Annotated in this window: 23 protein-coding genes; 7 read left to right on the top strand and 16 right to left on the bottom strand. The window is 45.1% G+C overall.

Annotated elements, in window-relative coordinates:
* Nucleotides 1-167 precede the first annotated feature (167 nt).
* Together E0496_RS14925 and E0496_RS14930 are read right to left on the bottom strand one after the other, a co-directional pair.
* Nucleotides 168-1,253: a Gfo/Idh/MocA family protein gene (locus E0496_RS14925; RefSeq protein ID WP_141502600.1), complete on the bottom strand. Its 1,086-nt coding sequence runs from the start codon at nucleotides 1,251-1,253 to the stop codon at nucleotides 168-170.
* A gap of 79 nt (nucleotides 1,254-1,332) precedes the next feature.
* Nucleotides 1,333-1,902 carry a C40 family peptidase gene (locus E0496_RS14930; protein ID WP_141502601.1) on the bottom strand — a complete coding sequence of 190 codons (570 nt, stop codon included), beginning with the start codon at nucleotides 1,900-1,902 and terminating at the stop codon, nucleotides 1,333-1,335.
* A 374-nt stretch (nucleotides 1,903-2,276) separates the two neighbouring features.
* Between E0496_RS14930 and E0496_RS14935 the strand changes: the two genes are divergently transcribed.
* Nucleotides 2,277-3,209, top strand: a complete 933-nt coding sequence (locus tag E0496_RS14935; RefSeq protein WP_141502602.1) for a hypothetical protein — start codon at nucleotides 2,277-2,279, stop codon at nucleotides 3,207-3,209.
* A gap of 107 nt (nucleotides 3,210-3,316) precedes the next feature.
* The gene (locus E0496_RS14940; protein WP_141502603.1) at nucleotides 3,317-3,565 is read left to right on the top strand and encodes an NHLP leader peptide family RiPP precursor; all 249 of its coding nucleotides are present in this window, start codon (nucleotides 3,317-3,319) and stop codon (nucleotides 3,563-3,565) included.
* A 54-nt stretch (nucleotides 3,566-3,619) separates the two neighbouring features.
* Here E0496_RS14940 and E0496_RS14945 read toward each other — a convergent pair whose 3' ends face one another.
* Nucleotides 3,620-5,521, bottom strand: coding sequence for an ATP-binding protein (locus E0496_RS14945; protein ID WP_141502604.1), 1,902 nt, complete (start codon nucleotides 5,519-5,521; stop codon nucleotides 3,620-3,622).
* A gap of 333 nt (nucleotides 5,522-5,854) precedes the next feature.
* Between E0496_RS14945 and E0496_RS14950 the strand changes: the two genes are divergently transcribed.
* A complete protein-coding gene (locus tag E0496_RS14950) occupies nucleotides 5,855-6,106 on the top strand; it encodes an NHLP leader peptide family RiPP precursor (protein WP_421923958.1) in 252 nt (83 codons plus the stop codon).
* A gap of 39 nt (nucleotides 6,107-6,145) precedes the next feature.
* Here E0496_RS14950 and E0496_RS14955 read toward each other — a convergent pair whose 3' ends face one another.
* The 6 genes from E0496_RS14955 to E0496_RS14980 form a co-directional block, all read right to left on the bottom strand.
* Nucleotides 6,146-8,047 carry a sensor histidine kinase gene (locus E0496_RS14955; RefSeq protein WP_141502606.1) on the bottom strand — a complete coding sequence of 634 codons (1,902 nt, stop codon included), beginning with the start codon at nucleotides 8,045-8,047 and terminating at the stop codon, nucleotides 6,146-6,148.
* A 190-nt stretch (nucleotides 8,048-8,237) separates the two neighbouring features.
* Nucleotides 8,238-8,984 (bottom strand): hypothetical protein, encoded by a 747-nt coding sequence (locus tag E0496_RS14960; protein ID WP_141502607.1) that lies wholly within the window; start codon nucleotides 8,982-8,984, stop codon nucleotides 8,238-8,240.
* Complete coding sequence (locus tag E0496_RS14965) at nucleotides 8,981-9,862, bottom strand: ATP-binding cassette domain-containing protein (RefSeq protein ID WP_141502608.1); 882 nt, start codon at nucleotides 9,860-9,862, stop codon at nucleotides 8,981-8,983. The genes E0496_RS14960 and E0496_RS14965 overlap by 4 nt, the downstream gene beginning before the upstream one ends.
* A complete protein-coding gene (locus tag E0496_RS14970; RefSeq protein ID WP_141502609.1) occupies nucleotides 9,859-10,227 on the bottom strand; it encodes a GntR family transcriptional regulator in 369 nt (122 codons plus the stop codon). Before E0496_RS14970 ends, E0496_RS14965 begins: the two co-directional genes overlap by 4 nt.
* Nucleotides 10,228-10,430: 203 nt before the next feature.
* Nucleotides 10,431-11,216, bottom strand: a complete 786-nt coding sequence (locus E0496_RS14975; protein WP_241674815.1) for an alpha/beta hydrolase — start codon at nucleotides 11,214-11,216, stop codon at nucleotides 10,431-10,433.
* 14 nt (nucleotides 11,217-11,230) lie between these two features.
* Nucleotides 11,231-12,142 (bottom strand): Gfo/Idh/MocA family protein, encoded by a 912-nt coding sequence (locus E0496_RS14980; RefSeq protein WP_141502610.1) that lies wholly within the window; start codon nucleotides 12,140-12,142, stop codon nucleotides 11,231-11,233.
* Nucleotides 12,143-12,291: 149 nt separating this feature from the next.
* Here E0496_RS14980 and E0496_RS14985 point away from each other — a divergent pair, with 149 nt between their 5' ends.
* The 4 genes from E0496_RS14985 to E0496_RS15000 all read left to right on the top strand — a co-directional run bounded on the left by E0496_RS14985 (nucleotide 12,292) and on the right by E0496_RS15000 (nucleotide 16,950).
* Entirely contained in the window at nucleotides 12,292-13,356 is a 1,065-nt protein-coding gene (locus E0496_RS14985; RefSeq protein ID WP_141502611.1) for a SepM family pheromone-processing serine protease, read from the top strand.
* 156 nt (nucleotides 13,357-13,512) lie between these two features.
* On the top strand, nucleotides 13,513-14,253 hold the full coding sequence (locus tag E0496_RS14990) for a DNA-binding response regulator (protein WP_141502612.1): 741 nt from the start codon (nucleotides 13,513-13,515) through the stop codon (nucleotides 14,251-14,253).
* 836 nt (nucleotides 14,254-15,089) lie between these two features.
* Nucleotides 15,090-16,055: an ATP-binding protein gene (locus E0496_RS14995; protein ID WP_141502613.1), complete on the top strand. Its 966-nt coding sequence runs from the start codon at nucleotides 15,090-15,092 to the stop codon at nucleotides 16,053-16,055.
* Nucleotides 16,056-16,080: 25 nt separating this feature from the next.
* A complete protein-coding gene (locus tag E0496_RS15000) occupies nucleotides 16,081-16,950 on the top strand; it encodes a tetratricopeptide repeat protein (protein WP_141502642.1) in 870 nt (289 codons plus the stop codon).
* Between the two features lie 103 nt (nucleotides 16,951-17,053).
* Here E0496_RS15000 and E0496_RS15005 read toward each other — a convergent pair whose 3' ends face one another.
* From E0496_RS15005 to E0496_RS15035, 7 genes are all read right to left on the bottom strand, one after another.
* Entirely contained in the window at nucleotides 17,054-18,076 is a 1,023-nt protein-coding gene (locus E0496_RS15005; protein WP_141502614.1) for an S-layer homology domain-containing protein, read from the bottom strand.
* 179 nt (nucleotides 18,077-18,255) lie between these two features.
* Entirely contained in the window at nucleotides 18,256-19,695 is a 1,440-nt protein-coding gene (locus E0496_RS15010) for a nicotinate phosphoribosyltransferase (RefSeq protein WP_141502615.1), read from the bottom strand.
* Between the two features lie 162 nt (nucleotides 19,696-19,857).
* Nucleotides 19,858-20,457: a response regulator transcription factor gene (locus E0496_RS15015; protein ID WP_141502616.1), complete on the bottom strand. Its 600-nt coding sequence runs from the start codon at nucleotides 20,455-20,457 to the stop codon at nucleotides 19,858-19,860.
* Between the two features lie 28 nt (nucleotides 20,458-20,485).
* The gene (locus tag E0496_RS15020; RefSeq protein ID WP_141502617.1) at nucleotides 20,486-21,604 is read right to left on the bottom strand and encodes a sensor histidine kinase; all 1,119 of its coding nucleotides are present in this window, start codon (nucleotides 21,602-21,604) and stop codon (nucleotides 20,486-20,488) included.
* Between the two features lie 145 nt (nucleotides 21,605-21,749).
* A complete protein-coding gene (desA, locus tag E0496_RS15025; protein ID WP_141502618.1) occupies nucleotides 21,750-22,802 on the bottom strand; it encodes a Delta(5) desaturase DesA in 1,053 nt (350 codons plus the stop codon).
* Nucleotides 22,803-23,081: 279 nt separating this feature from the next.
* A complete protein-coding gene (locus tag E0496_RS15030) occupies nucleotides 23,082-24,314 on the bottom strand; it encodes an aminopeptidase (RefSeq protein WP_141502619.1) in 1,233 nt (410 codons plus the stop codon).
* A 139-nt stretch (nucleotides 24,315-24,453) separates the two neighbouring features.
* The gene (locus E0496_RS15035; RefSeq protein WP_141502620.1) at nucleotides 24,454-25,413 is read right to left on the bottom strand and encodes a helix-turn-helix transcriptional regulator; all 960 of its coding nucleotides are present in this window, start codon (nucleotides 25,411-25,413) and stop codon (nucleotides 24,454-24,456) included.
* Nucleotides 25,414-25,529 lie beyond the last annotated feature (116 nt).

Raw genomic sequence — 25,529 nt, forward strand, 5'->3', positions numbered from 1 at the left:
TTATACTACAATATTCTATACAAACTCTGAACATTCGACATTTAACCGTTAAAAAAGACTCTACTCATTTAAAAATGAGTAGAGTCTTTTTAATAGGATTATTTTATCATAAGGAAGCCAAAACTCCCTTATGAAATTGGTACCAAATTTGTATGCTAATTGAACCTTTACCTGTCTTCGCTCCAAGCTTGTTTTTCCGTATGCACCGTTTGTCCTGTTTCAACCGCTGTCCCCATTAACAACGCCAAATAATGGTCCTGTGAGGCATCAGCCAAACTGTAGAAGGAAGAGCCGCTGCCTGAAGCGTAATCCCCCATTTTCTGCAAACAAGTGGCAATTGCAATTTCATCATCGCTCAGCCTAGCTGGAGCTGCGGGATTCTGGTAAAGCCATTCTCCTTCTGCCATCACACCGCGATGATAGTAGCCTTCCAAATTCCCATGATGCCCTGTGTCGACGCGTCGAAGTTCGGTATGAACGGGAGTCTCATAATCTTTTAAATAGCTGACCTCACAATCCACCAGCTCTCCTTTACTGCCTCTTACGAGCATTCTGCTGCGACGGATCCATGAGAAATATTGATCGCCTGTAAAATCATAGACAGCCAGCTTGTCCCCAAAGCGAAATGTCGCGATCCGCTGTACAGACTGAACGATTCTCTCTTCGTGGGGATCTCCTTGCCTGCTTGGTCCTTGCATAATGGTGGATTCAAACTGCTGTCCGCTGATGGAAGCAGGCTCGAACCCTACGCCAAGCAGCTGCCTGATCAGACTAATGCCGTGGTAATCATGGGCAGCTGAAACCTGTGCATGCGTCACCTCACCCAGCTTGCCGGAGCGGGCCATTTGAATCCGGGCCGCATGCATCGGTTGGAACAAATATTGCTCGGCGACCTGGACCTTTGCGTCACGTGGCAGTGAAAGATACAACTCCGTAAGTGCTGAAAGATCAGAAGCCGGCGGCGTCTCAGCAAGAACAGGGATATGCTTCTCTGCTAGGTCTCGGATCATTTGAGGGGCAACCGTGCGAGGCACGGATACAACCGCAAAGCTGAGGCTGGCAGCCTCTGCCGTAAATTCCTGCATGGTCCGGACCGTGCGAATGCCCCATTTTTTTTCAATCGCCTGGCCCTTACCTTCATCCCGCACCAGCATCGAGTGGATATGAAAACGTTCTGGGAGCGCCTTCGCGATTCGTATGTAAAACTCTGCCCGCCAGCCTCCGCCGACGATACCGAAGCTTATGATTGACATTTTAGTTTCGCCTCCTGTTATTTGGGGTATAAAGTACCACGCAAAAAAAAGAAAAAGATCTCCTCAACAGAGATCTTCTTTATGCTGTCCGGAAAGTACCAGTCGCTTTAATTTCCTCTTGGACACCTGTATAGGCATGAAGCTTGCCGTTGTATACTAACTCAAGCAAAGTGGTATTCTCAAGATCTGCCGGGGTAACAAATAGCGATGGCTTGTTGACCAGATTCACGCCGCTTTCCTCGAAGACCGATGCCACAAATTGCGAGCAGAAGTATGCGTAATCCCGTTTCATCTCGATATTTAGCATAATGCCGAGCATGCCCAGCAGATTGTATTTATATTGATCCCTATTCTTTTCCATGTAATGAATTTGATTTCTAATGTTAATATAAGCGCAGTGGCTGATTGTGCAGCGGTATAAGGCACAGGTGGAATGCTCGAAAAACTCGCCGCGCACATCCTCTTTCACAAAACCCGCAAAAAAAGGATTGCTAGGATTTTTCCTGCCAAAGCTATAAACCTCATTCAGATCGCTGTCAAATGCTATAGAAGCATGGTTTAGCATATTCTTCGTATACCATCTGATCGTCTTTGAAAATAATGTCCCCGTATTCGTCAGGAGCACATAAATTTCCATATCTCTATTCATGCCTTACTACCTCCACATTAAAGAACTTTCATCTAGGTATTAACTTTAATGCAGGAGAACTAAATTCTAAACCTGCTCAGGTAATAGGCTGATCCTCGACCTTAGTCCAGTTTTGCAAGCATAGTCTGACAGAGGACTGTCTATGAAACTTTCCTATTTTCATAACCTCTCTCCATTTTACTGGATTTTCTTATTTTACTCAATAAGTAGTTAGCCCTTTTCTCCCTCATGCTTAAAAAAATGTTAACATTTTCTTGTTTCTATAATGATATAGTAGGGAAAGATGGACACCTTTCATAACCTATTTATATGCATGGAATCGTATTTTAGTATTAGTGAAGCCATCATTTCTAACTGCAGCGGAGGGAAAGACAATGGAATGGTATACCCGTTATAAAGAAGTGCTGGAGCAAGTATACAGACAAGCTGAGGCCCGCATCACCTTATTTCCGGAACCGCTGAACCGTATCGGCCTTGCTTTTGCAGACAAATTCAATCCGGTCAAACATGAAAGCGGCAAAGATTATATTTGCAGCCTGCTTCCCTTCTGGGTGAAGGAGCCAAGCGGAATTAGTGAATCCGAGTGCGAGCAGCTTACACTCGCTAATGTATATGGAATGCTTTATTTTTTTATTCAGGATGACCTGATGGATCATGCTCCTACTTCCCATTGGAAAGAACAGTTAGCGCTTGGCAATCTGCTTATGCTGGAGATGTTTCGCGTATTCCGCGGTCTGTTCCCCTCGGATTCGCCTTTTTGGAACTATTACAACGGGTATGTCACAACGTGGTCCGACAGCGTAATTAACGAGGATCGCCACGATTACTTCATAAACTCGCCAATTCGAACTGCCGGCAAAGCCGGCCCTGTTAAAATTGCCAGCACAGGCGCTCTCCTGCTGTCGGGACGTGAGGATCTGATTGAAAAACTGGAAAGTGCCATCGACATTGTCTTAATGACGCTTCAAATGTCTGATGACTATGCAGACTGGAAAGAAGATTTGGCGGAGGGCAGCTATAACGGCTTACTCGCTATGATTGCGGCTGAACAGCCTACAGGTACAGCCTTGACCGAAAAAGATGCGGAAAACGCCATTTTCATTCGGGGCTGCATGAAGCGTTACGTCCAGCTCGCCATCGATAATCATAAGAAGCTGATCGCTATGGAAGCTGGAGCAAGTGAATTAATAGATTTTCATGGTTATATGGTGAATCATTTGAACCATGTGAGCGAGACAATAGATACAAATAAACGTTTGCTTTTAAAAGGAGGATTTAACTACTTTCTGGCTAATCAAACCATTTAAAAGGGACGTAAGAATCTATTATTTGTCGAAATATAGAAAATTAATATAGATATTGTCGAACGGACATGCTACACTGAGTATGGTAAACATATACATATTCGGAAGGAATGATCACTGTGTCCGCAACTCAAACATTAAAGGATCAAATTATTCAAAAAGCCTGGGAAGATGCAGAATTCAAAAAGCAGCTTCTAGCTAATCCGAAAGCAGCCGTTAAAGAGGCTTTTGGCGTTGACGTACCTGACAACATCGAAGTTGAAGTGGTCGAAGAGTCAGCTAATAAATTCTATTTGGTACTTCCGCAAAATCCTGCTGAAGTTAAGGATAATAACAACGTAGATGTTCCTATGTGGTAATCAAATTTAAATTCATTTACAGCGTTTATGCCTTGTTCATAAGAGACATAAACGCTATTTTTGTGCGACAGCTGGTAGATAAATAACAACCTCTGTGCCGATATCTTTCTTGCTTTTAAAAACAATCTTACCTTGCATTACTTCTATTATCCGGAAAGTGACCATTAGCCCTAGACCTGTTCCCTTACTTTTCTTTGAGTAATATGGCTCTCCTAATCTTTTCAAATCTTCTTCGTGCATCCCTTCGCCATTGTCTCTAATAGAAACAAGAATCTGACTCTCATCTGGATCCTCATACGCTTTAATATCAATTACTCCGTCTTCTCCTAAAGCCTCAATGCTATTTTTAATAATATTAATAAGAGCTTGCTTTAATTTAGTAGAATTACCGCGAACATATAAATCTTTACTCATCTCAACATTCAGTATGCCTCCTTGCATTGTAGCCAGAGGTACAAGTATGCCTTCAATTTGATGTAATTCTTCCTTTATATTTAATACTGTCGTAGTCTCAGGCTGCGGTTTCGCAAAAGTCAAAAAGTCAGTTATAATTTCAGATGCACGATCAAGCTCATCAATAGCAAGTACCATATAGCTTTTGTCTTTACTGTTATTTGTTTTAGCTCCAAGTAATTGTAGGAACCCACGCGTAACCTGAAGTGGATTCCGAACCTCGTGAGCAACAGATGCAGCAAGTTGGCTAATCACTTCCATCTTCTCAGAGCGCTGAAGTTCATTATTGAAAACTTCTAACTGTTTTGAATATTCAACAACCTGCTCATAATTCCGAGAAATCCGTCTGGCTAAGATTACTACCAGAGAAATTAAAAATCCAAGGATCCCAAATTTCCAATAAAACATAATGTGCAATGTCCCACTAGCGTAAAACCAAATCAATTCCGCCCCACCGATTCCAGCAAAAATCGATAGGCCTGCTGACATAATAATGGCATCTTTATTTCCTTTTTGACAAAAAACAATTAAAGAACATATAAATAACAGATTCCCGATAATAACCGAAGCTGCAAATGAAAACACAGCAGCATAAGAATACATCTCATATACACTATCCCATTTGAAACTGAGAATTAGCCAAAAAATACTTATTATAGCTATTACTACCTGAATTTTTCTAAAACGAGTGATTAAGCTGTATGGGCCTCTCCCAAATATTTTCTCAATAAAAAAGAATAAAGATGGCATTAGGAGTGTAGAAGCAACATCAAATAAATAGTAACTTACTCGTCCGTATTGGCTATAATTTGTATGTAAAAAAGGTGAATAAGTCAATATCATTAAACCAACCGACATAATAACAGTTCCTAGCGAACTCCATCCTTGTATGAAAGTCCGATTTAAAAACAACATACTAACTAACATAGAAATGGATATAAAAAACAATGCTGCTCCTAAAATAAGATCAAATAAGTCTTTTTTCATATACTCTTTTGCAATGACTTGGTATTCTCCGATAATAATTTTATCTTGTAAGCCAATCCTTTCCGTAGAGGTTTCTAATTTTATATAAATGGTTTGTCCAGAAGCACTCCGATCCAAAGGGAGTAAAAATTGATTTTTATCATATGAGTAATCTCTATTCGACTCAAAAACGTTTTGTTGATTTATAAATATCTTCACCTTTGATGCATACAGCTTATTAACAGATAGAACAGGAACAGACCAGGTTAGCTCTGGCAAGTCAAATTTGATCCAAACAGCATGAACACCTGAAGGATGTACTGGATATTTGTCTCCGTAATTAATTTTAATCCATTCGTTTTCACTAGTCGGAACATCCTGAACTGTAAGATTCCCAACATGATCCCACATAATTTCCCAATCTGTTATTGTAACAGAAGAAGACCCTGACAATGCTGAAGAAGAGTCTATATTTAAAAAATTATAGAGAAGAACAATAAAAAAAATACTTATTACAGTTTTATGTAAAACCTTCATTTAGACACCTCTTATTGTAAAAAATGCAAACTGTTTTATGGTACTATATTTCGACAATCTTCGATTTGGCTCCTTCTTCATTATCACTAATTTCAAAAAAAAATTGTAAACAATATAATTTTCAACAACCTTATAAGCACATTTCTCAATCAGCGACTTTAGATATATAAACCTCCCGAAAAATAATAGGGTATTTAAAACTAATTTTATTCTATTCACTTTTTTCGAAAGGTACAATAGTAACTATTTTTTGTCGAATTATTGTTTTTATTATAGATTTTGTCGAACGTACGTGCTACACTTGAAATGGCAATCTTATACATATTTGAAAGGGTGATCGCGTTGTCTACTTATGAGATATTACAGGAGCAAATCATTCAAAAAGCTTGGGAAGATTTAGAATTCAAGAAACAGCTAATTGAACATCCAAAAGCTGCTTTAAAAGAAGCCTTTGGCATTGAAATCCCTGATTCTATTGAATTAGAAGTCTTAGAAGAAACAACAGATCACTATTATCTCGTTATCCCTCAAAATCCAACATCTGCTCAAAGCATAACTACAGCAGAAGGAGCCGCATGGCAATAAAAAAAAAAGCGCATGACTGCTTATTATAAGCAGCCCGCGCTATTTTTTTGCCGATGGGATTTGAATGACGGCCTCTGTCCCTATTCCTTTTGTACTAAAAAACTCAACCCTGCCCTGCATGACTTCAATGATTCGGAACGTCACCATTAATCCGAGGCCCGTTCCTTTCGTTTTTTTCGAATAATACGGCTCCCCCAGCCTTTTCAAATCGTATTCATCCATCCCTTCACCATTATCCCTAATGTTGATTATCACATGATTAGAGTCATCTAAATACGCACGAATTGAAATTGACCCGCCAGTAGCGATAGCTTCGATGCTATTTTTAACAATATTAATTAGAGCTTGTGTTAGCTTGGAAGAATTACCGTGCACATAAAGATCCTCAGCTGTATCAACTGTTAGGACCCCGCCCTGCATATTGGCTAACGGGATTAACATGCCTTCAATTTTCCGTAATTCCTCACTGACGTTTAAGATCGTCGTTTGCTCAATCTGAGGTTTGGCAAACGTTAAAAAATCAGTAATAATATCCGAGGCTCGGTCAAGCTCATCAATAGCCAGTACCATAAAGCCTTTTTCTTTATTGTTTATTGAAGTCTCTCGAAGGAGTTGAAGAAATCCTCTGGTCACTTGTAACGGATTACGCACCTCATGAGCAACCGAAGCGGCAAGCTGACTGATAATTTCCATTTTCTCTGAGCGTTGCAGCTCGTTATTAAATACTTCAAGCTGTTTTGAATAGCTTACTACTTGCTCGTAGTTCTGTAATATTCTTCTCGCCAAAATAATAACTAGCGCTGCAATAAAGCTAAATATCCCAAATTTCCAAAAAAACAAATCATAATTCATATTTTTAATAAAGTACCAAACGATCTCTAGTATTCCGATTAACGCAAAAAAACCAAATCCCGTTGTGATTATGATAGCTTCTTTATTTTTTTGCAGACAAAATCTAATTAAACAAACAAATATCAGTATATTGCCAATAACGACGGTTCCGGCAAAGGAGATTGTCGTCACTAATATATAAGAGCTCTTAATTTCGCTTGAAATAAACGATGCAAATAACCATAAAATAGATACGGCAGACACGATTACTTGAAGCTTTCTAAAACGCGTGATCAGTCCATAAGGGCCTCTCCCGAATATTTTTTCAAAAAATATAAATAATGAAGGCATTAATAAATTCGAGCCTATATCAAACATATAGTAAATCACTTGCCCATAATCTCTGTATGCCGTATGTAAATAGGTTGAAAGCGAAAGAATCATTAATGCAATACAAAAAATAACAGCACCTAGCGAACTCAGTCCCGCCAAATAGGATCTGTTCAGAAATATAAAACATAAAAACATGCCAAGAGAGATGAGCAGCAATGTCCCGCCAATAACTACATCCAGCATATCTTTTTTCATGAAAATTTTGCTTAATGATTGGTCTTCGCCCAATATAATTGGTTTTTTCAAACCTAACCAATCCGAATCCGTATGCAGTAGAATATATACCATCTGATTAGCTTCACTTTCGCTTACAGAAAGCAAAATTTCATTTTTATTATAAGGATAGTTACGATCCGACTTATATATGAGCTTCTTATTAATAAAAATAGAAACATCTTTAGCTGTAAGCTTGCTGATCAACAAGGATGGCCTAGCAAAATCATAATCAGGAAGTTGAAATCTAAGCCAAGCTGATTGAATATTTGCTGGCTTCTCAGGCAATGAATCCTCGAAGGAAAAAGATTGCCACTGGGCTGTGACCGCAGACGGGGCTCCATTTTGGGCAGCTTGGTAAGGGTCATTTTCCCAAATCATTTCCCACTCTGTGATGGCTGTCGTTGCTGCAGTAGATAATGCATAGGAGTGTGCACCAAAATTAGAAGTAACCGAAATCAACAAAAATATGAATACGATTACAATTTTTTGAAAAAAATTCATTCTGCACCTCAGAGTGTCCAATATACAAATCTTTCTTTTCTACTATATTTCGACAATCTTCGATAAAGCTCCTTCTAAATCTTCTCTATTTCCAAAAAAAAGTACAATTATTTATCCTTGCCTAAAATAATGAAAAAGACCACCCCCAAAGATCATTACGATCCTTAGAAGCAGCCTTGCATGTAACAAGCTAAAACGTTTTTCTCTTAATCGCTACGCGCCGCAGCATCATAAAGTTCACGAGGACGATTAGCCCCAATATAAGCAAGGCTAGCAAGACGAGAGCAGCAAGTGGAGTTCGCTGAACTTCTAATACCGACTGCATCAAACTGCCCATCCAGTCCGAGGATAATAGGACCTCCATTGCGATTGAGGGCAGCAGAGCTACAAGTGTTATCAGTACGCCGATTCGCCAATTGAAGCGATAGAATCCAGTGCCAATGAGCCAGCCGCTGCCGAAATAAGTAAAGAACAAGCAGAAGTATTCAAAAAAGATCCAGCCTAACTGAGAGGTTGATGTAAACAAATGCGGATTGCGCAGCTCAAGCGGCCAATTGTTTTGGTCATAAATCAGCTGCTCGATCGGATATCCCGCTGTCATCATTACAGCGAATATAGCTGAGAAGGCTGCGATGCTTACACTCACACCGAGTACGAAATGTCTCCTTGTTATCCCGTTGGATACAAAACTTGCAAGCGACATCGGAGTCAATAAAATTCCAATGACTAACAAAAAGATTTTTGGAGAAACAGATGCCCCTTCCCAAACTCCAACTTTATCCATGTCTTCATCCACAATAATGTTGGAATTAAGCAATATTCCAATACCGATATAGATCATGAGGAAAACAATCCAATAACCAATGATCGTCCAGCGGTAACTGTACATTAAATGATCGGTTATGTTTAACACTGGATGCTTTCTTTTGCCGCTCATTGCCCATCCCCCCGTTTCTTTGTCAGGTGCACGAACAGATCCTGCAGCGATACAGGCCCAAGCTCCAAACCTTCGGCATGCGCTCGCTTGCGTATTTCATCCGTTAGCTCGCCATATACGGTAACGGACTTTGTTTTGCCGAGCTTCTGCTCCCCAAGCACCGTCAAGCCCTGGACGAAACCATCCACGCTTTCGATTGGTCCTGTAATAGCGGCTCCGCGAGCACGCAGCGTCTCCGTTTCTTCATGAAGAATGAGCCTCCCCTGATCCAAGATGAGCACTTCCTCGAATAAAGTACCTACCTCCTCAATCAAATGGGTGGATAAAAGGAAGGTTCGAGGTGTTTCCATATAATCATTTAGTAGCTCTTCATAGAACGAATAACGGGAAGGAGCATCCATACCGAGATAAGCCTCATCGAAGATCGTAATGGGTGCCCTGCTCGCAAGCCCTAGCGTTACGCCAAGCGCAGACTTCATTCCGCGAGACAACGAGGTTACCTTTTTTTTAAGTGGCAGCTCATAGTGCTTAAGAAGTCGTGACGCATAGTCGGCATCCCAATTCGGCCAGCAGCTTGCCGCGAGCTTCAACACATCTTTCACACGCGAAGTATCGTTCATATAGCCACTTTCCTGTATAAAGCAAACCTGCTCCATAATGCCAGCATTCTCAAAAGGCGCCTCTCCACCAATCGCTACGCTGCCTTTGGATTGCTCGCGGTATGACGCCAATATGGACAGCAGGCTTGTTTTTCCTGACCCGTTTCTCCCAAGCAATCCATAAATCTTGCCCCCCTCTAGTTGAAAGCTAAGATCGTGAAGAGCGGTAAAGGAGCCATACTTCAGCTGCAATTGCTTTACCTCAATGCTGAGTGTCATTCCTCATCCCTCCTTTTTCCTTGTTCAATATGGCCAATGATATCCGTTACCGGCACGCCAATTTTTGCAGCTTCCTCCAGCATCTGATCCACTACCTCTTCGAAAAAACGATCCCTCCGCTGCGCAAGCAACGATTGCCTTGCTTCACCGCTCACAAACATGCCGATTCCCCTTTTCTTATACAAAATGCCTTCCTCGGTCAATAAATGAAAGCCTTTGGCTGCGGTAGCCGGGTTTATGCGATAAAAAGCTGCATATTGATTCGTCGACATGACCTGCTCATCTTCTTGTAAAACACCGCTTATGATATCGTCTTTAATTTTGTCAGCAATTTGCTGGTAAATGGGACTTCGGTCATCAAACACTTGCTCACCACCTTATTTGGTTCATTACTTATGTAACTAACCATACAACCATGACCATTTCTTGTCAAGCCTATTTGCTTAAGGGCTGTCCGAGTGGATCCTGTTCTTTGCGTACACGGCAAAAAAGCCGCCTCTGGTCATGGACCTTTTGAGGCAGCTTATTTCGAATTGAAACTATTTTAAATACAGCGGAACGTTTAAAGTTACTGATCTGCCTGAAGCTTTTTCATCCACGCAAGCAAATCCTCACTCACCTGATCCAGCTGCTCCTGCGGCTTGATACTGGCCTGCTGATCGCCTTTTTGCGGGCCGTAAGAGCCAAACTGCCCATGATTTCCGCCTTCAATCGTGACATACTCTGTCTCGGATGGCATAAACTTTTTCCCATTTTCCCATGCTTCGCTATTAAGAACCCCATCCATTGACGCTGTCAATTGAAGTGCAGCAAGATTCGTATTCGCCAGGCTGCCAGCCTCATCCGCGTAAGCCGCTAAGAAGAAAACGCCGCTAAGCTGCTCAGCATGCTCCGCTGCATATCGGGAAGCGAATACGCCGCCAAGGGAATGCCCACCGATGATGTAGCTCTGTTCCGGGTGCTCAGCGATAAAGTCATCCGCTTTGTTTTGCGACATGAAAGCAAGGTTAAGCGGCATGCTTGCCACATAAACGCGATGACCTGCCTCTGCGAGCTTGCGCGCAAACGGAGCGTAGCTCTTCGGATCAACCAACCCGCCAGGGTAGAAAATAACATTAGGCTCCTCAGCTTCGCCGACCGGCTCGAAGCGGTAACCTGCCTGTCCGATGCTTACTGACACCTTATCGTCACTTTTCATTGCAGCCTTCGCTTCAGGAGATGGCGCATAAACCATAACCTGATAGATGATGATCAGGCTCAATACCAGAGCGAGGAAAATGCCCAAACACAATATCCATACTTTTTTGGCGCGCCCTCGCTTCGGCTTTGCCAAAGACTTTGACTGCTGACTCATTTCATGCACTCCTTTTATTCCAACATGCTCAATAGCAACTGCTGTGATTTTAGCGCTTCCCCTGCATCAACGATAGGCTTCTTATCCTGCAAAATACATTGCATAAAGTGCTGCACTGCATCCTCGAAGCCCCTCTGCTTCAAATTGGTCTGCCAGGCCGGGGGTACAACCGTTGACAAAACATCCTCTTCTTCAAGCTCCAGCACATTCATGTTTTTCACACGAAGCACTTGGCCACTTCCTACGATTTCAAGCTGCTCCAAGCTTGTTCCAGCCTGGCGGTGCATAGCAGAGGAAAGCATGAAACCAGTTCCGCTGTCATAGTGATGCTGAGCATACAGCATCTCCAGCTGTTCATTTACTTGAACAGTCCCATGCACGACGGTTGCCGATCCTTCGGACAACCAGCGAACCGTATCGACCACATGCAAATAATCGTCAAGCATCGTAGCCCTTACAGTCTCCGGGCCGATAGCATTCGAACGGTGCTTCTCCATCCGAATCCAAGCTGGGTGTTCGATCCGCTGCTTTGCCTCTACATAGAGTGGACAAAAACGGCGATTGAAGCCGACCATGAGCTTTCTCCCCAATCTAGCACTGAGCTCTGCCAGCTGTTCTGCCTGCTCCAAAGTTTCGGCAAGCGGCTTGTCCACGTAAACATCCTTCCCAAGCTTAAGCAGCTCTGATACTACCTCGTAATGGGTAGCTGTCGAACTATGGACGAATACGGCATCGCATCGCGCTGCGAGCTCAGTCAAGCTGCTAATCGGGGCTATCCGATACGTCTCGCAAAGCCGTTCACGCTTCTGAGCATTCGGGGAATACGCTCCAACGAGCTTCCATTCCGTAGCTTGCGACAACAGAGGCAAATATGCCTTTTGTGCAATGCCTCCTAACCCGACTACCCCAACCTGCGGTTTGTTCATTTGCTACACCTCTTTTTAGTTTCAAGTAAGCCTATAGCCTGTCGAATAAATTTTACGGCACTAACATTTCCATTTTCTTACTCACAAGCCCGCTTCTTCTGTTAAAATGATTTTATACTAAATCGTCCGTAGACAGAAAGAGGATCTTCATGACGCTCCAAGGCATACATGCCAGTAGTAGAAAAAGACTGATCACGCTGCTATCTGTCATCCTTATATTAGCCTTACTTACTTCCATACCTCTGCCTTATTATATTTACCAGCCGGGTACTATCGAAAATCTGAATGCCCTAGTTCAGGTTCAAGGCGGCCAGCCTTCGAGGCAAGGCAGCTTTAATCTTACGACTGTTTTGAGCTCAAAGGCAAATAATGCGCTTATTCTTCTGTACGGACTGCTCGCAAAGGACTCCGAGATTAAACACGCCGAGAAAGTGCGCGGCACATTAACCGATGAACAATACGGGGCTTTGCTTAACCATATGATGACTACATCGCAAAACAATGCCGTCGCAGCTGCGCTCGCGGCAACTGGCACGCCTGTATCTCTTACCTACACTGGCGTATTCGTACAAGCGCTATATCCAGAATCCAAGGCTGTAGGCGTGCTTTTCCCAGGCGATGTCATCATTGAGGCAGAAGGAATGCCTGTTACAAATATAAATGAGCTGGCCATCGTCCTAGTGGAAAACAAAAAAGCTGGCGATTCGATTGAATTAGTCGTTCTGCGCAATAAGGAAGAAATCGATTTACAAGTAGAACTCTACCAGGCAGCCGTATCTGCTTCCGATTCGAAAGCTGGCAGCATCGCTCGTATCGGAATCGTAAGCGAGGACCAGTATACGCTTGATACGCCCGTAACGATACATTACGCGGTTTCGGCTATCGGTGGGCCTTCGGCTGGTTTAATGTTTTCGCTTGAAATCATTGATCAATTGACAGACGGTGAGCTCACAAAAGGAAATTTCATAGCCGGCACTGGCACGATAGACACGCAAGGCAATATTGGACAGATCGGCGGCATTGAGGACAAAATCATTGCAGCTGCGCGCGCAGGAGTTGATATTTTCTTTTGCCCCGCAGATGTAAAAGACAGTGACTCCAACGAAAAATCCGTGAAGGAAGAAGCCCGTCAAAGGGGCTTCAACGACGTAACGATTGTACCAGTTCGCACTCTCGATGAGGCGTTAAGCTACTTGAAGCAGTTAGACGAGTAAGCAGCTTCATAGTTATGAGCAGGTACTTTGGTGGTGACAGCGGCTAAGACTACGATTACAATGGCAGTAGGTGAAGCACACCGTCCATTCGAACGCAGGTTTGAAATGGGACGGTGTGCTTTTTTTTATTTTAATAGATAGGAGAGGAAAAAACGTATGGAAAATCAACACGTTTCCAAACATTTTGAAAACAAAATGGATATCCGTAACGAGGCTGCGGATACAGCCTATGCCCTGTGGGTTTCCAAGCACATGGAGCTTCGCACCACTGACAGTGAGCGCAGAAGGCGGTTAATCGAGAGGGATGACCATAGTGAGAAACAGTTCGCTATCCGCGTGTGGTGGCCTGTGCTAGGCAGCTTCGAGCATCTGCATCCGGAGTATGAAGTGGATGATTATCGAGACGGCAGCCGCTTTTTAGACTTTACGTATGTTCGTCCTCCACACCGGATTTCCATTGAAATCGATGGCTATGGTCCACATCACAAACATGCCTCACGCCGCAAATTTTCCGATGACCGCTTTCGCCAAAATCAGTTAATCCTTGATGGCTGGATTGTGGTGCGCTTCTCCTACGATGACCTGCAAGAGCGCCCTAAACAGTGCCAACAATTTATTCAGCAGTTGCTTGGCAAGCTCTATGGCATTGGGCGCGAAGATGTTTACGATGTGCAGCTGCCTGCCAAAATGCTGGAGCTTTTACGCTGGGCAAGCCACCGTATCAACGAGGCCCCCTTCAGCCCGAAGGATGTAGAGCAGCAGCTCCATTTCAGCCGCTGCTCCACTCTCCAATACTTAAAGGCGCTGGTTCAGCACGGTCTACTCCGCAAAGCCTCTGGAGAACAACGCATTCGTACCTACCAGCTAACTCCCAAAGCATCACGTCTGCGACTATAAACTTAGCCATTTTAACTAACTCGTTGTATTCAACTACGAGTGCGCAGTAGTTAGATGTGTGCTCTGTGCTGTGTGCTCTGTGCTCTGTGCTCTGTGCTGTATGCTGTGTGCTGTGTGCTGTGTGCTGTGTGCTGTGTGCTGTGTGCTGTGTGCTGTGTGCTGTGTGCTGTGTGCTGTGTGCTGTGTGCTGTGTGCTGTGTGCTGTGTGCTGTGTGCTGTGTGCTGTGTGCCGCAAATTATAAGCTTGTTGACAAATTAGATCTACTTTTTAGATCTATTTATTCAATTTTGCCCTTTCCAGCTGATTTAGATCTATTTTTTAGATCTAATTTCCAGAAAAGTGTGCTGAATGAGCGTTTTGGGGAGGGGTTCGCCGGATTAGATCTATTTTTTAGATCTATTTTCCAGAAAAATGCGCTGAATGAGCGTTTGGGGCAGGGTTTCGCCGGATTAGATCTACTTTTTAGATCTATTTATCCGATTTTGCCCTTTTCAGCTGATTTAGATCTATTTTTTAGATCTATTTTCCAGAAAAGTGTGTTGAACGAGCGTTTGGGGCAGGGTTTCGCCGGATTAGATCTACTTTTTAGATCTATTTATCCAATTTTGCCCTTTCCAGCTGTTTTAAATCTATTTTTTAGATCTATTTGTCCGAGCATAATATTCCTACGCTGCCAGGGCTACATAGAGCTTAATACAACGCAATACAGCAGCTGCAATTGTTGGAAGGGAAATATAGCTAGTTGCAATCCTAGTAAATAAATACAGTAAAGTTAGCCACGCGGCATCCCAAATTTGGTACACTAGTAGAAAATAGCGATCAAAGGATGATGACCATGTCGGATCACAACGACCACGATGAGCTTGCCAATCGCCGTCGCAGAAAACGGAAGATGCTTCATTTTGATGCAAGCGGCAGAGATTTGGTAGAGTCAGAGAAACCAGAAGAAACCTTCGCGGATGTCGGCGGCCTTGAGGACGTCAAGAAAAAAATCCGGATGAACTTTATTTTACCGCTGAAGCAGCCCGAATTGTTTGCCGCCTACGGCAAGGAGGCAGGTGGAAGCTTGCTGTTGTACGGCCCTCCCGGCTGCGGCAAAACGTTCCTTGCGAGGGCGGTTGCCGGCGAAATCGATGCCAACTTCATGCATATCGAATTGCAGGCCATACTTGGCATGTATGTGGGTCAAAGCGAAAATAACTTGCATGATATATTCGAGAAGGCGCGTGAGAATAAGCCCTGCGTTATTTTTATCGACGAGTTGGATGCTATGGGCGGCAGCCGTAATCAAATGCGGCAGCACCATGACCGCATTCTCGTCAACCAGCTTCTTATGGAGCTGGACGGGCTTCGGACCTTTAACGATCAGGTGTTTGTCATTGGCGCTACGAACACCCCTTGGTACCTGGACTCGGCACTGCGCAGGCCCGGCCGCTTTAATCATATGATCTTCGTACCGCCCCCAGAAGAGGCGGAGCGGTCTACGATTCTCCAGCTGAAACTCGACGGCAAGCCGTTGTCTTCGCTTGACCTGGGCAAAATAGCTAAGGAAACGAAATACTTTTCGGGTGCGGACCTGGAGCAGATCGTAAAGGATTCGGTGGAAAGCGCAATGGAGCGAACATTTGAATCCGGAGAAATTGAACCGATCACGCAGGAGGACTTGAAGAAAGCGGCCAAGCAGCGGAAAGCAACGACGCTGGACTGGTTTGCCACAGCCAAGAACTACGCTACGTTTAGTGATGTCAACCAAGACTATCAAATCGTGCTGGACTATATGAAGCAAAGCGGTTTGAAATAATTCCATTGGCGAGGTATTTCTATTGATGATAGAAGAAGAAAACACGCAGCGGTATGAGCGAATCCAACAGCTCATGCAGTGGAAAAAGTATAAGGAAGCGACAAACGAAGCGATGTCGCTCATTCGGGAAACGCCGGAGGACCCCTACGCTTATGCTTTGCTGGGCAATATCTTCCTGCGAATGGATCAGCTGGACCAAGCCTTGCACTGGTCGCAGGAGTCCTTGCAGCGTGATCCTGAGAATGAACTCGGCTGGTTTGTGCGGGTCAACGCCTACTATTCGCAGCCAAACTATAAGGCTGCCATTGAAGCCATTGCAGAAGCCCAGCGGATTGATCCGTATGAGCCGCATTACTTTTTCTTGCTCGCCAACATTTACAATAAAACAAAAAAATACGCCGAGTCTCGCGAGCTTCTCCTTAAAGCGCTGGAGATCTCTCCCGAAAATGCGCTGTATCTTGCCAACTTAAGCTACAACGAGGCTCTGCTGCTTCATTTTGCCGAGTCGAAGCAGCTTTCCGATAAAGCGCTGCGGCTCGACGTGGAATCGGACTTAGTTTATATGTATCTGGCCTGGTCCGCCGAGAGGCGCAATGATTACGAGAATTATTTGCTGTATCTGAAGAACGCGATCCGGCTGGACCCCGAGGATAAGCAAATCCGCGAGGAGTATTTGGAAGGGCTGCAAAAAAGCTATCGCTTTTATCGGATTATGCTTATGCCAGGCAATCTCCTCAAGCGAATGAAAACCTGGCAGATTATCGTATCCTGGATTGTATTATGGATCTTATTTCGGCCCTTCATCATTATTTTCATTCTTTTATACGGACTGACACATTTGGTAACGAAACTGCTTGTTCATGTGAAGGTATTCGGATGGAAAAGAAGAAGGTGAGCGCTTCATTATTCCCTTCAGCATTTCCCCTAACCGACAAAAAAAGACGCCCTGCTGGTCTGTTCAGACCGAGCGGGGCGTCTTTGGCTGCGTGCTTTTGTTACTATTGCAAAGCGTTATTTAAACGAGTGATCGTCATATATGCTTGCTGACGTGTATACGTGCCTTTTGGGCTAAACGTATTGTTGCCTGTGCCATTCATAATTTCGAACATGGATACAAAGTCCACACTCGTTTTGGCCCAGCTTGCAATGCTGCTGTTATCTGCGAACTTGGAAGCGTCTGTCAGCACATCATAGCCAAGCACCTCTGCCGTATTCGTCAGCATGACTGCCGCCTCTTGTCTTGTGATACTGCCGCTCGGGTCGAATTTCCCGTTCCCTTTGCCGTTTACGATTCCCATAAGATTAGCTGCAATGACTTCCTTCACGCTCGTATCCGTAAACGGATTATCATTAAGGCTAACCTCGTTATCTGCTAAAATCTCATCAATCGTCTGGCCTGTTTGCACTTCCAGCAGCTTAATGATAATTTTTGCAAAATCGGCGCGCGTGATCTTTTGCTTGTAGCCGCTTTGCAAACCTGCCGGTACAAGCCCCGCCGCAATGGCTTCCTCTACTTCTACTTTGGCCCACGCATCCGGTTGATCTGTCGATACGGTTCCTTTATCAACCTTGAAGAAGAAGCTGGATGTTGTATCGTTTTTTTCATCAAGCACAATGAACTCATAATAAGCTAGACCAGAATTAAATGATACCGTAGCTGTTGCATTTGCAGGAAGGCTTTCTTCCACCGTCTGCTTGCCATTATTCGACCATGGAAGCTGCTCTGTGACCAAAATACCATCTTTCATGCTATAGCCGAGCAGTACCACACTGAAATCAACCTTTGCCTTAAACGTTAATACGGCATCAGTTGGAACAATGATCGACGTGACTTCCAAGTCCTCGTAGACTTCACCATCATCTTCAATCGTCAGCGTCTCGCTCACTTCTCCGGATTTTTTGGAAAGGCTGTACGTATAGCTTTCTTTTGGAATATCAGCCGCTGAAGCGGGCAGTACAAAAGATAACGTCAATACACCCACCAGCATCATTATAAAAAAAGCTCTTTTACTTCTTTTCACAATCCTACCTCCATTGAATCTTTAATATGTAACCGATACTACTTCCACAGCTGGCATCAAAATCCCTTCATTTCCCTTATTAAGAATCTCAATACCTCATCAGTCGGCTGAATAAAAAAAAGGACATTTCAGCATTTTCATGCCAAATGTCCTTTAAGCTGCACAGAGGAGCAGTGTTGTTACTGGTACCGCTGAATCAAATCATGCTTTAATCCCCAGACCGCTTCGCTTAAATTAACGCGATACGCCTCTGCGTTTAACTTGCGCAAGTATTGCGGCCAAAACAGCTCGAACTGGCTTTGATGATAGGTACGGATTTGCTCCAGCGTTGGCAGCTCGTAAACCAGTTCCCCTTGGCTGAATATTGGCTTTAACAAGGAAATGGCCTCATAGTGCTCTATATATTTGTGAATATAGGAATGAACAGGATCAAACAGCTTAATCCGTTCTCCTTTGGCAAGCTGCTGCTCGTCCTTAAGCGTGATGTAATCTGCCTCTGCTTTTCCCGTATCCGTATTAATAATTCGGTACAATGCTTTGAAGCCTGGCGTCGATACTTTCTCGGGATTGGCTGAAATTTTGATCACTGGCTCGTAGCTTCCATCCTTCTCCCGTGCGACAAGCTTGTATACCCCTCCAAGTGAGGGCTGATCTGCAGCGGTAATCAGTTTCGTACCAACGCCCCATACGTCGATCTTCGCTCCTTGCGACTTCAGGTTGGAAATGATCCCCTCATCAAGGTCATTCGATGCAACAATTTGCACGTAAGGCAATCCCGCTTCGTCGAGCATCTTCCGGGCCATCTGCGATAAATAGGCAAGATCGCCGCTGTCGAGCCGGATGGCATTCATCCGCTTGCCCTTTTTCTCCAGCATATGCGCGATCTTGATCGCATTCGGAACCCCACTTTTCAGCGTATTGTAGGTATCCACCAGCAGCGTCACATGGTCAGGCAACGAATCTGCATACGCACGAAAAGCTTCTTCCTCTGAATCATGCCCTTGTACCCAGGAATGGGCATGCGTGCCTTTGGCAGGAATGCCGAAGAGCATCCCCGCACGCATATTCGAGGTGGCATGAAACCCTGCAAGATAGGAAGCACGTGCTCCCCATACCGCCGCATCCGCCTCCTGTGCCCGCCTAGTCCCAAATTCAAGCAAGATATCATCAGGAGCGACCTGCTTGATCCGAGCTGCCTTCGTCGCTATGAGCGTCTGATAGTTCATCATATTAAGAATAGCCGTTTCCACCAGTTGTGCCTCGAATACACGAGCTTCCACGCAAAGTAGCGGTTCGTTCGCAAAAACCAATGTTCCTTCCTCTACGCAGAAGAGATTCCCAGTGAATCGAAATCCCCGCAGCTCCTCCAGAAACCCTTCTTCATAGTTCTCTTCCTGTGAACGCAAATAGGCAATTTCCTCGTCGCCAAAGCGCAGCGAGCGGATATATTCTACGATTCGCTCAAGGCCTGCAAATACTGCAAACCCATTTCCAAAGGGGAGCTTGCGGAAATAAGCCTCAAATACCGCCTTCTCATTCTTACTCCCTTGCAGCCAATGCGCGTACATCATATTAATTTGGTATTTGTCTGTATGTAGTGTTAAATTTGTATAGCTCATACCCTAAACTCCCTTCCTCTTATTACTCTTTCCTGATTTTGCTTCTACCACTCCGATGGAAACAAAAATACGCCTGAGAGACGCTTATGAAGCTCCCGCTGGCGTATCATACTATATGCTTCCGTCTTTTAATTCACTCCGTGCCCGCTTTACGCCAGACCTTCATTTGAACCAGCCCTTCTCTTTAAAACGGGTAATAGCCTCGATTCGATTGCTAACGTCCAGCTTATCGAGAATGACTGAAATGTAATTTCGGACGGTTCCCGTCGTAATAAACAGCTCGCTCGCAATCTCCTTCGTGTTCTTGCCGTCTGCAACGAGAATCAGCACTTCCTTCTCGCGCTCGGTCAGCGGATTCTCTTGGCCGTAGGCTTCATCGACAAGCTCCGAGGCAAAGATGCGCCGGCCTTCCATGACACTGCGTATGGAATTGGCAAGCTCCTCGCTCGGACTATCTTTGAGCAAATAGCCGCTTACACCCGCTTTCAGCGCGCGCTCGAAGTACCCTGATCTAGCAAACGTCGTCAAAATAATAACCTTGCAGCCGTGGCCTTTCAGTTCCTCAGCAGCATCGAGCCCCGTCTTTGCGGGCATTTCGATATCCATAACGACGATATCTGGTTGATGCTGATGAACGAGGCTTATAGCGTCTTCTCCATTGCTCGCCCTTCCGACGACCTTCATGTCATCTTCCAAATCCAGCAATGAAGCGAGGGCGCCCAGCAGCATGCGCTGATCCTCGGCAATAACAATTCTAATCATGACCCTCTACCCCTTCGTTCGCTAAGCTTTAGCTTTGTTTAATGACATTCGGTACTCGAATAACGAGCGTTGCGCCATTATCTGACACAATATCCAACGTACCATTGACGAATTCAAGTCGCTCCTTCATGCCCTGCAGCCCATGTCCGCGATAATCTCTGGCTGACTCAGCAATTCCGACCCCATTGTCCTTCACCTTAAGCAAGAGCTCGGTACGCGACAAGTCAATTGTAACGATGCATAGGCTTGCTTCGCTATGCTTTACAACATTCGTTACTGCTTCCTTCAAACACATGCTCAGCACATTTTCAATCAGTAAATCCGTGTTGCTAAGCTTCAATTCACCTTCAAGCTCAAACTCAATTTCTGCAGCCTTTAAAATTTGCTTGATCCGAAACATTTCATCCTCAAGCCTCGTGCCCCGCATTTGAGTGACCATCTCCCGCACTTCTTTCAAGGCTGTCCTAGCGGTTTGTCTCACGTCATTGATCTCCGCCTGAGCCTGTGCAGGGTTCTTGATCATCAGTTTTCCTGCCAAATCGCTCTTGAGGCCAATAAGGGAAAGCTTCTGCCCGAGCGTATCATGCAAATCACGCGCAATCCGCTGCCTTTCCTCCAGCTTGACGAGCTCGGAGATCCGCTTATTCGCATCCTCCAGCTGGCCTTCAAGCTGTCCCTGCTTATTGCGGCTGTACGTATTGAATGGAAGCAAAATGACGACAATCAGGCTAATCAGAATAAAGGGAAACTGCGTGAAGAACAAGCTGTTCTGCGTGGCGAATCCGTAATTAACCGTCACAAACGTGCTCACAATATGAATCGTATACAGCGTAAAAAATCCAGCCCTGTTCTGTATGTTGCCGATAAAAAAAGCTAGGAAAATCGAAAAATAAACGTAACTGAACAGCATCGTCATTGCAATCGATATCACGATCTGCACACTCGTCCAGAAATAGACGAGCCAGCCCTTGGATACAAATGATAAGCGATAACAGATAAAGAAAAGGATGATCATAATAAAACCCGATACAACCTCATAGGGCGAGGATGAGCGAAAGATAAAGTAAAAGGGAAGAATACAGAAAACGACCCAAACATACGGGCTTAGACCTGTGTTTTTATGAAAAATTTGATACCACTTATTCATGGTCTTCCACCTTTTTCGTTGACTGCTTGGGCAGATTTGTTTAGCACTATTTTATCATACACGTTTCTTTAAGTATTTATTTCCCTTGCAGTCGAAAGCAGCAGAAGCCACCCTATGACGGTATGGCTTCTTGTGGAATTGGTCTCTATGTTTTCAAGCTTGGACGTGTGGTCTTCAGTTTATCTGCGGCAGCATCCAGCTTCCGGAGACGGTGCTTAATGCCCTTGAAGCTGACAAATTTTTTCTCCGTTTCATCCCATAGGCGGAATTGGAGCGACTCCAAGCTTTCGCTTATCGTGATCGTTGTCGCTTTATGAAGCGGAGGCGTTGCGTTATGCGCCTTCTCCAGATTGTAGTTAGGCACTTTCGGGCTCAAATGATGCACGTGATGGAATCCAATGTTGCCTGTGATCCATTGCAGCACTTTAGGCAGCTTATAGTATGAGCTTCCGTCAACAGCAGCCTTTACATAGCTCCATTCGTCTTCTTTTTCGAAATAAGAATCCTCGAATTGATGTTGTACGTAGAACAGCCAGATGCCAAGCAGACCCGATACAAAAAACACAGGACCCTGCACCAGCAGGAACGCTTGCCAGCCAATTGCCCAAACGAGCAGTGCATAGACGGCTACGATCAAGGCATTTGTTAAATAAGTATTCATTTTCTCTTTGCGTCTAGCGCCCTTCACATTGAAGCGATACTGAATAAGAAATACCCCGATTGGGCCTAGTCCAAACATGACAAGCGGATGACGATACATCCGGTAAGCTAGTCTACGGAAAAATGGTGCAGCCGCATATTCTTCTACAGTCAGAATCCATAGGTCGCCGATACCGCGCTTGTCGAGATTACTACTCGTTGCATGATGAATTGAGTGAGAATTTTTCCATTGTCTATAAGGAACAAGCGTAATAACGCCTGTAATGGTTCCGAAGATATCATTTGCTTTCTTGCTCTTGAAAAACGATCCGTGGCAGCAGTCATGGAAGATGATGAATGTTCGAATGACGAAACCGGAAGTAAGCAGCACCAAAGGAGCAGTAAGCCAGTACGAAATCGAAAGACTTAAGTATGCCGCGTACCAGAGAAGCACGAGAGGCACCAAGGTGTTAATAAGCTGTCTGACGCTCGACTTTAAATCTGTTTTCTCAAAGGGGGCAACTTCTTTCTTTAGGTGAGCATGTTTCGGCTCTGTCATAACATTCTTCCTCCTCAATATGACGCTTGGAGAGTATCCCGGACGTCTAACGCAATATTCTATCTTTATTGTAAAGAATAATATCATGTCATCACAGTCATAAACGTCAATACGAAGACATGACAACTGTCATATACTTTTATGAAAACCCGCCAAGGAACTGTATGAAATCCCAGTAAACAGCAAAAAAACTACCCAAAAGAGGCCATTGCCTCTTCAAGATAGCTTTTTGCACCATGACACTCATGACACTCATGACACTTTAAACATCGGCAAGCGTTAGATAGCCCAGTTCCCTTTGCGGAAGATCGGCACAACTTTGCCGTCCTTCGTTATTCCGTCAATGTCCATCTCCGATGAGCCGATCATGAAATCGTTGTGCGTAATGCTCGCATTCACGCCGCTAGCTTCAAGCTCCTCCGGTGACATCGTTTTGCCACCTTCGATGTTGAACGCATAACCGCTGCCGATAGCCAGATGATTCGATGCGTTCTCGTCAAACAGCGTGTTGTAGAACAAGATATTGGACTGGGAGATTGGCGACTCATGCGGCACAAGCGCGACTTCCCCAAGATAGTGCGAGCCTTCGTCGATATCGACCAGCTGCTGCAAAATCTCCTGTCCATCCTCAGCCTCCACCTTTACGATGCGGCCGTTCTCGAACGTCAGCTTGAAGCGGTCAATAATATTGCCGCCGTAGCTAAGCGGCTTCGTGCTGGACACGTAACCGTTGACGCCGGTTTTGAGCGGCACGGTAAAAACTTCTTCCGTTGGCATATTCGCCATGAACGATACGTTATTTACGTTCGTGCTGCCCGCAGCTACCCAGATATGCTTCTCCGGGAGCTCGATCGTAAGATCGGTGCCAGGGGCGGTGTAATGCAATTTTTGAAAACGGTTCTGGTTAAGCGTCTCGCCTTTACTGTGCAAACTCTCGTTATGCTCTTCCCATGCCTTCACCGGATTTTCCGCATGAAGCCTTACGGAATCAAAAATCGCTTTCCATAGCAGCTCAACGGCTTCGTCTGCTCCCGCTTCTGGGAATACCTTCGCTGCCCATGTCTTGCCAGCCGCTGCAACGACAGTCCAGCTTACCTTGTCCGACTGAATCGCTCTACGGAATTCCTTGAGCCCTTGGCCCGATGCCTTCTGAAAGCTCGAGATGCGTCCGGAATCAATGCCTTTCAGCAGGTCGGGGCTGGAAGAGACGATCGAAATAAACACGGCTCCTCGCTCCACGAATGAATTGCGCTTGCTCGTCTCCCACTCTGGGAAACGCGTAAACACTTCATCCGCTGCCTTCTCATATTTCAATCTGGACAAGGAATCGTCGGTCCAATCCACATGCACATTGCTTGCTCCAGCCTCATACGCTTTGCTTGCGACAAGTCTGACTAACGCTGCCTGATCCACGGCCCCTGTAATAAATACCTCTTGTCCTTGCTGTACGTTCACACCGATCTTCACAATTAGCTCTGCATACGTATCTAAATGTTGTTCAAATCCGCTCATAATATTGGATACTCCTCTCACTAAATGCTGTTATGTAGTTTCATGCTGCCCTTTAAATTGTATCGAAAGGACGAGCCCCTAGTCAAATGACTGAAGTGCAGCATAAAAGCAAAACAGCTCTCCGCTAAAGGCTTTCCCTTTACTCCTCAACCCTATACCACTGAGCCATCGCTTTTGCCTCTGCCTTGACCTTCTCTCTCAGTTCCACCGGAGCAAGCGCCGCCATTCGCGAGCCGAAGCTAAGAATAATTCCGCAAGCGGATACCAGCGTTTGAAACTCCACCTTCACCGTCATCCAGCCCGGCCGGTCGTCTGGCGCGCTTTCCAGCACCTTGACGTATCGCTCTCTTGAGAGCCTCTCCAACACTGATTCTTGCACAAGCAAGCTTGCTGGATATTGCGGCAGTCTTTTCCTGAAATCTCCCATGGATTGCTCCCAACAGCTTGCCAAATCAAAGGCCAGTGGCCTCTCGAATCGCTCCTCCAGCATAACGGCGTCGATCAGCCTGGCAATGCGGTACGTGCGCTGCTCACCTTCCGCCAAACCAACCAAATACCATACGCTGCGCTTGGCGACAAGACCTAACGGCTGAACAATGCGCTTTGCGATCCCATCCTCCCGCTGGTAGGACAGCTGCAGAAGCCGATCTTCCCACACCGCCTCCTGAACGACAGACAAGAACGGCACGGATTCCTGCTGCTGGTGCCAGCCAGCTCCATCAATGTGGATCTTCTGCCTCATGAGCGCCGCGCTCTTTCTAACTTCTGCCGGAGAAGCCGCGAGCAGCTTCTGCATAGCCGCATGATGCTGCTTTTCGATCCCTAGGTCTCCGAGCAATGAGGTATGGCTGGCAACGATCACTGATACAAGCTCGTCCGCATGCATCCCCGTCAAGTTCGTCCGGTACCCTTCCGATAAGCACCAGCCTCCATTTGTGCCTCTTTCCGCATAGACAGGCACGCCCGCGGCGCTAAGCGATTCCATATCGCGCATAATCGTCCGCTCGGATACTTCGAGCCTCTCCGCCAAATCCTTCGACGTCATTTTACCTTCGTTTTGCATCAGTAAGACAATAGATATCAATCGCCCCGCCCTCATCCGATAGCCTCCCACGCCGCTCTAGTTTTTTTCATTGTAGCATGAATATATGTCAATAGATGTCGTATATCGTTTGGTAAACTGACGAAGAGTAAAGCAATAAGCAATGGAGAGGG

Source organism: Paenibacillus luteus, assembly GCF_006542765.1.
In the GTDB taxonomy this organism is placed as follows: Bacteria; Bacillota; Bacilli; order Paenibacillales; family Paenibacillaceae; genus Pristimantibacillus; species Pristimantibacillus luteus.

Excerpts from the sequence above, each read along its gene's own strand:
- E0496_RS14925 (WP_141502600.1), bottom strand. The coding sequence starts at position 1,253 with ATGTCAATCATAAGCTTCGGTATCGTCGGCGGAGGCTGGCGGGCAGAG.
- E0496_RS15010 (WP_141502615.1), bottom strand. The coding sequence starts at position 19,695 with ATGAGCTATACAAATTTAACACTACATACAGACAAATACCAAATTAAT.
- E0496_RS14940 (WP_141502603.1), top strand. The coding sequence starts at position 3,317 with ATGATCACTGTGTCCGCAACTCAAACATTAAAGGATCAAATTATTCAA.
- E0496_RS14955 (WP_141502606.1), bottom strand. The coding sequence starts at position 8,047 with ATGAATTTTTTTCAAAAAATTGTAATCGTATTCATATTTTTGTTGATT.
- E0496_RS15015 (WP_141502616.1), bottom strand. The coding sequence starts at position 20,457 with ATGATTAGAATTGTTATTGCCGAGGATCAGCGCATGCTGCTGGGCGCC.
- E0496_RS14965 (WP_141502608.1), bottom strand. The coding sequence starts at position 9,862 with ATGACACTCAGCATTGAGGTAAAGCAATTGCAGCTGAAGTATGGCTCC.
- E0496_RS14975 (WP_241674815.1), bottom strand. The coding sequence starts at position 11,216 with ATGAGTCAGCAGTCAAAGTCTTTGGCAAAGCCGAAGCGAGGGCGCGCC.
- E0496_RS14985 (WP_141502611.1), top strand. The coding sequence starts at position 12,292 with ATGACGCTCCAAGGCATACATGCCAGTAGTAGAAAAAGACTGATCACG.
- E0496_RS14980 (WP_141502610.1), bottom strand. The coding sequence starts at position 12,142 with ATGAACAAACCGCAGGTTGGGGTAGTCGGGTTAGGAGGCATTGCACAA.
- desA (WP_141502618.1), bottom strand. The coding sequence starts at position 22,802 with ATGACAGAGCCGAAACATGCTCACCTAAAGAAAGAAGTTGCCCCCTTT.
- E0496_RS15035 (WP_141502620.1), bottom strand. The coding sequence starts at position 25,413 with ATGAGGGCGGGGCGATTGATATCTATTGTCTTACTGATGCAAAACGAA.
- E0496_RS14990 (WP_141502612.1), top strand. The coding sequence starts at position 13,513 with ATGGAAAATCAACACGTTTCCAAACATTTTGAAAACAAAATGGATATC.
- E0496_RS14995 (WP_141502613.1), top strand. The coding sequence starts at position 15,090 with ATGTCGGATCACAACGACCACGATGAGCTTGCCAATCGCCGTCGCAGA.
- E0496_RS14960 (WP_141502607.1), bottom strand. The coding sequence starts at position 8,984 with ATGAGCGGCAAAAGAAAGCATCCAGTGTTAAACATAACCGATCATTTA.
- E0496_RS15020 (WP_141502617.1), bottom strand. The coding sequence starts at position 21,604 with ATGAATAAGTGGTATCAAATTTTTCATAAAAACACAGGTCTAAGCCCG.
- E0496_RS15000 (WP_141502642.1), top strand. The coding sequence starts at position 16,081 with ATGATAGAAGAAGAAAACACGCAGCGGTATGAGCGAATCCAACAGCTC.
- E0496_RS14945 (WP_141502604.1), bottom strand. The coding sequence starts at position 5,521 with ATGAAGGTTTTACATAAAACTGTAATAAGTATTTTTTTTATTGTTCTT.
- E0496_RS14935 (WP_141502602.1), top strand. The coding sequence starts at position 2,277 with ATGGAATGGTATACCCGTTATAAAGAAGTGCTGGAGCAAGTATACAGA.
- E0496_RS15030 (WP_141502619.1), bottom strand. The coding sequence starts at position 24,314 with ATGAGCGGATTTGAACAACATTTAGATACGTATGCAGAGCTAATTGTG.
- E0496_RS14930 (WP_141502601.1), bottom strand. The coding sequence starts at position 1,902 with ATGAATAGAGATATGGAAATTTATGTGCTCCTGACGAATACGGGGACA.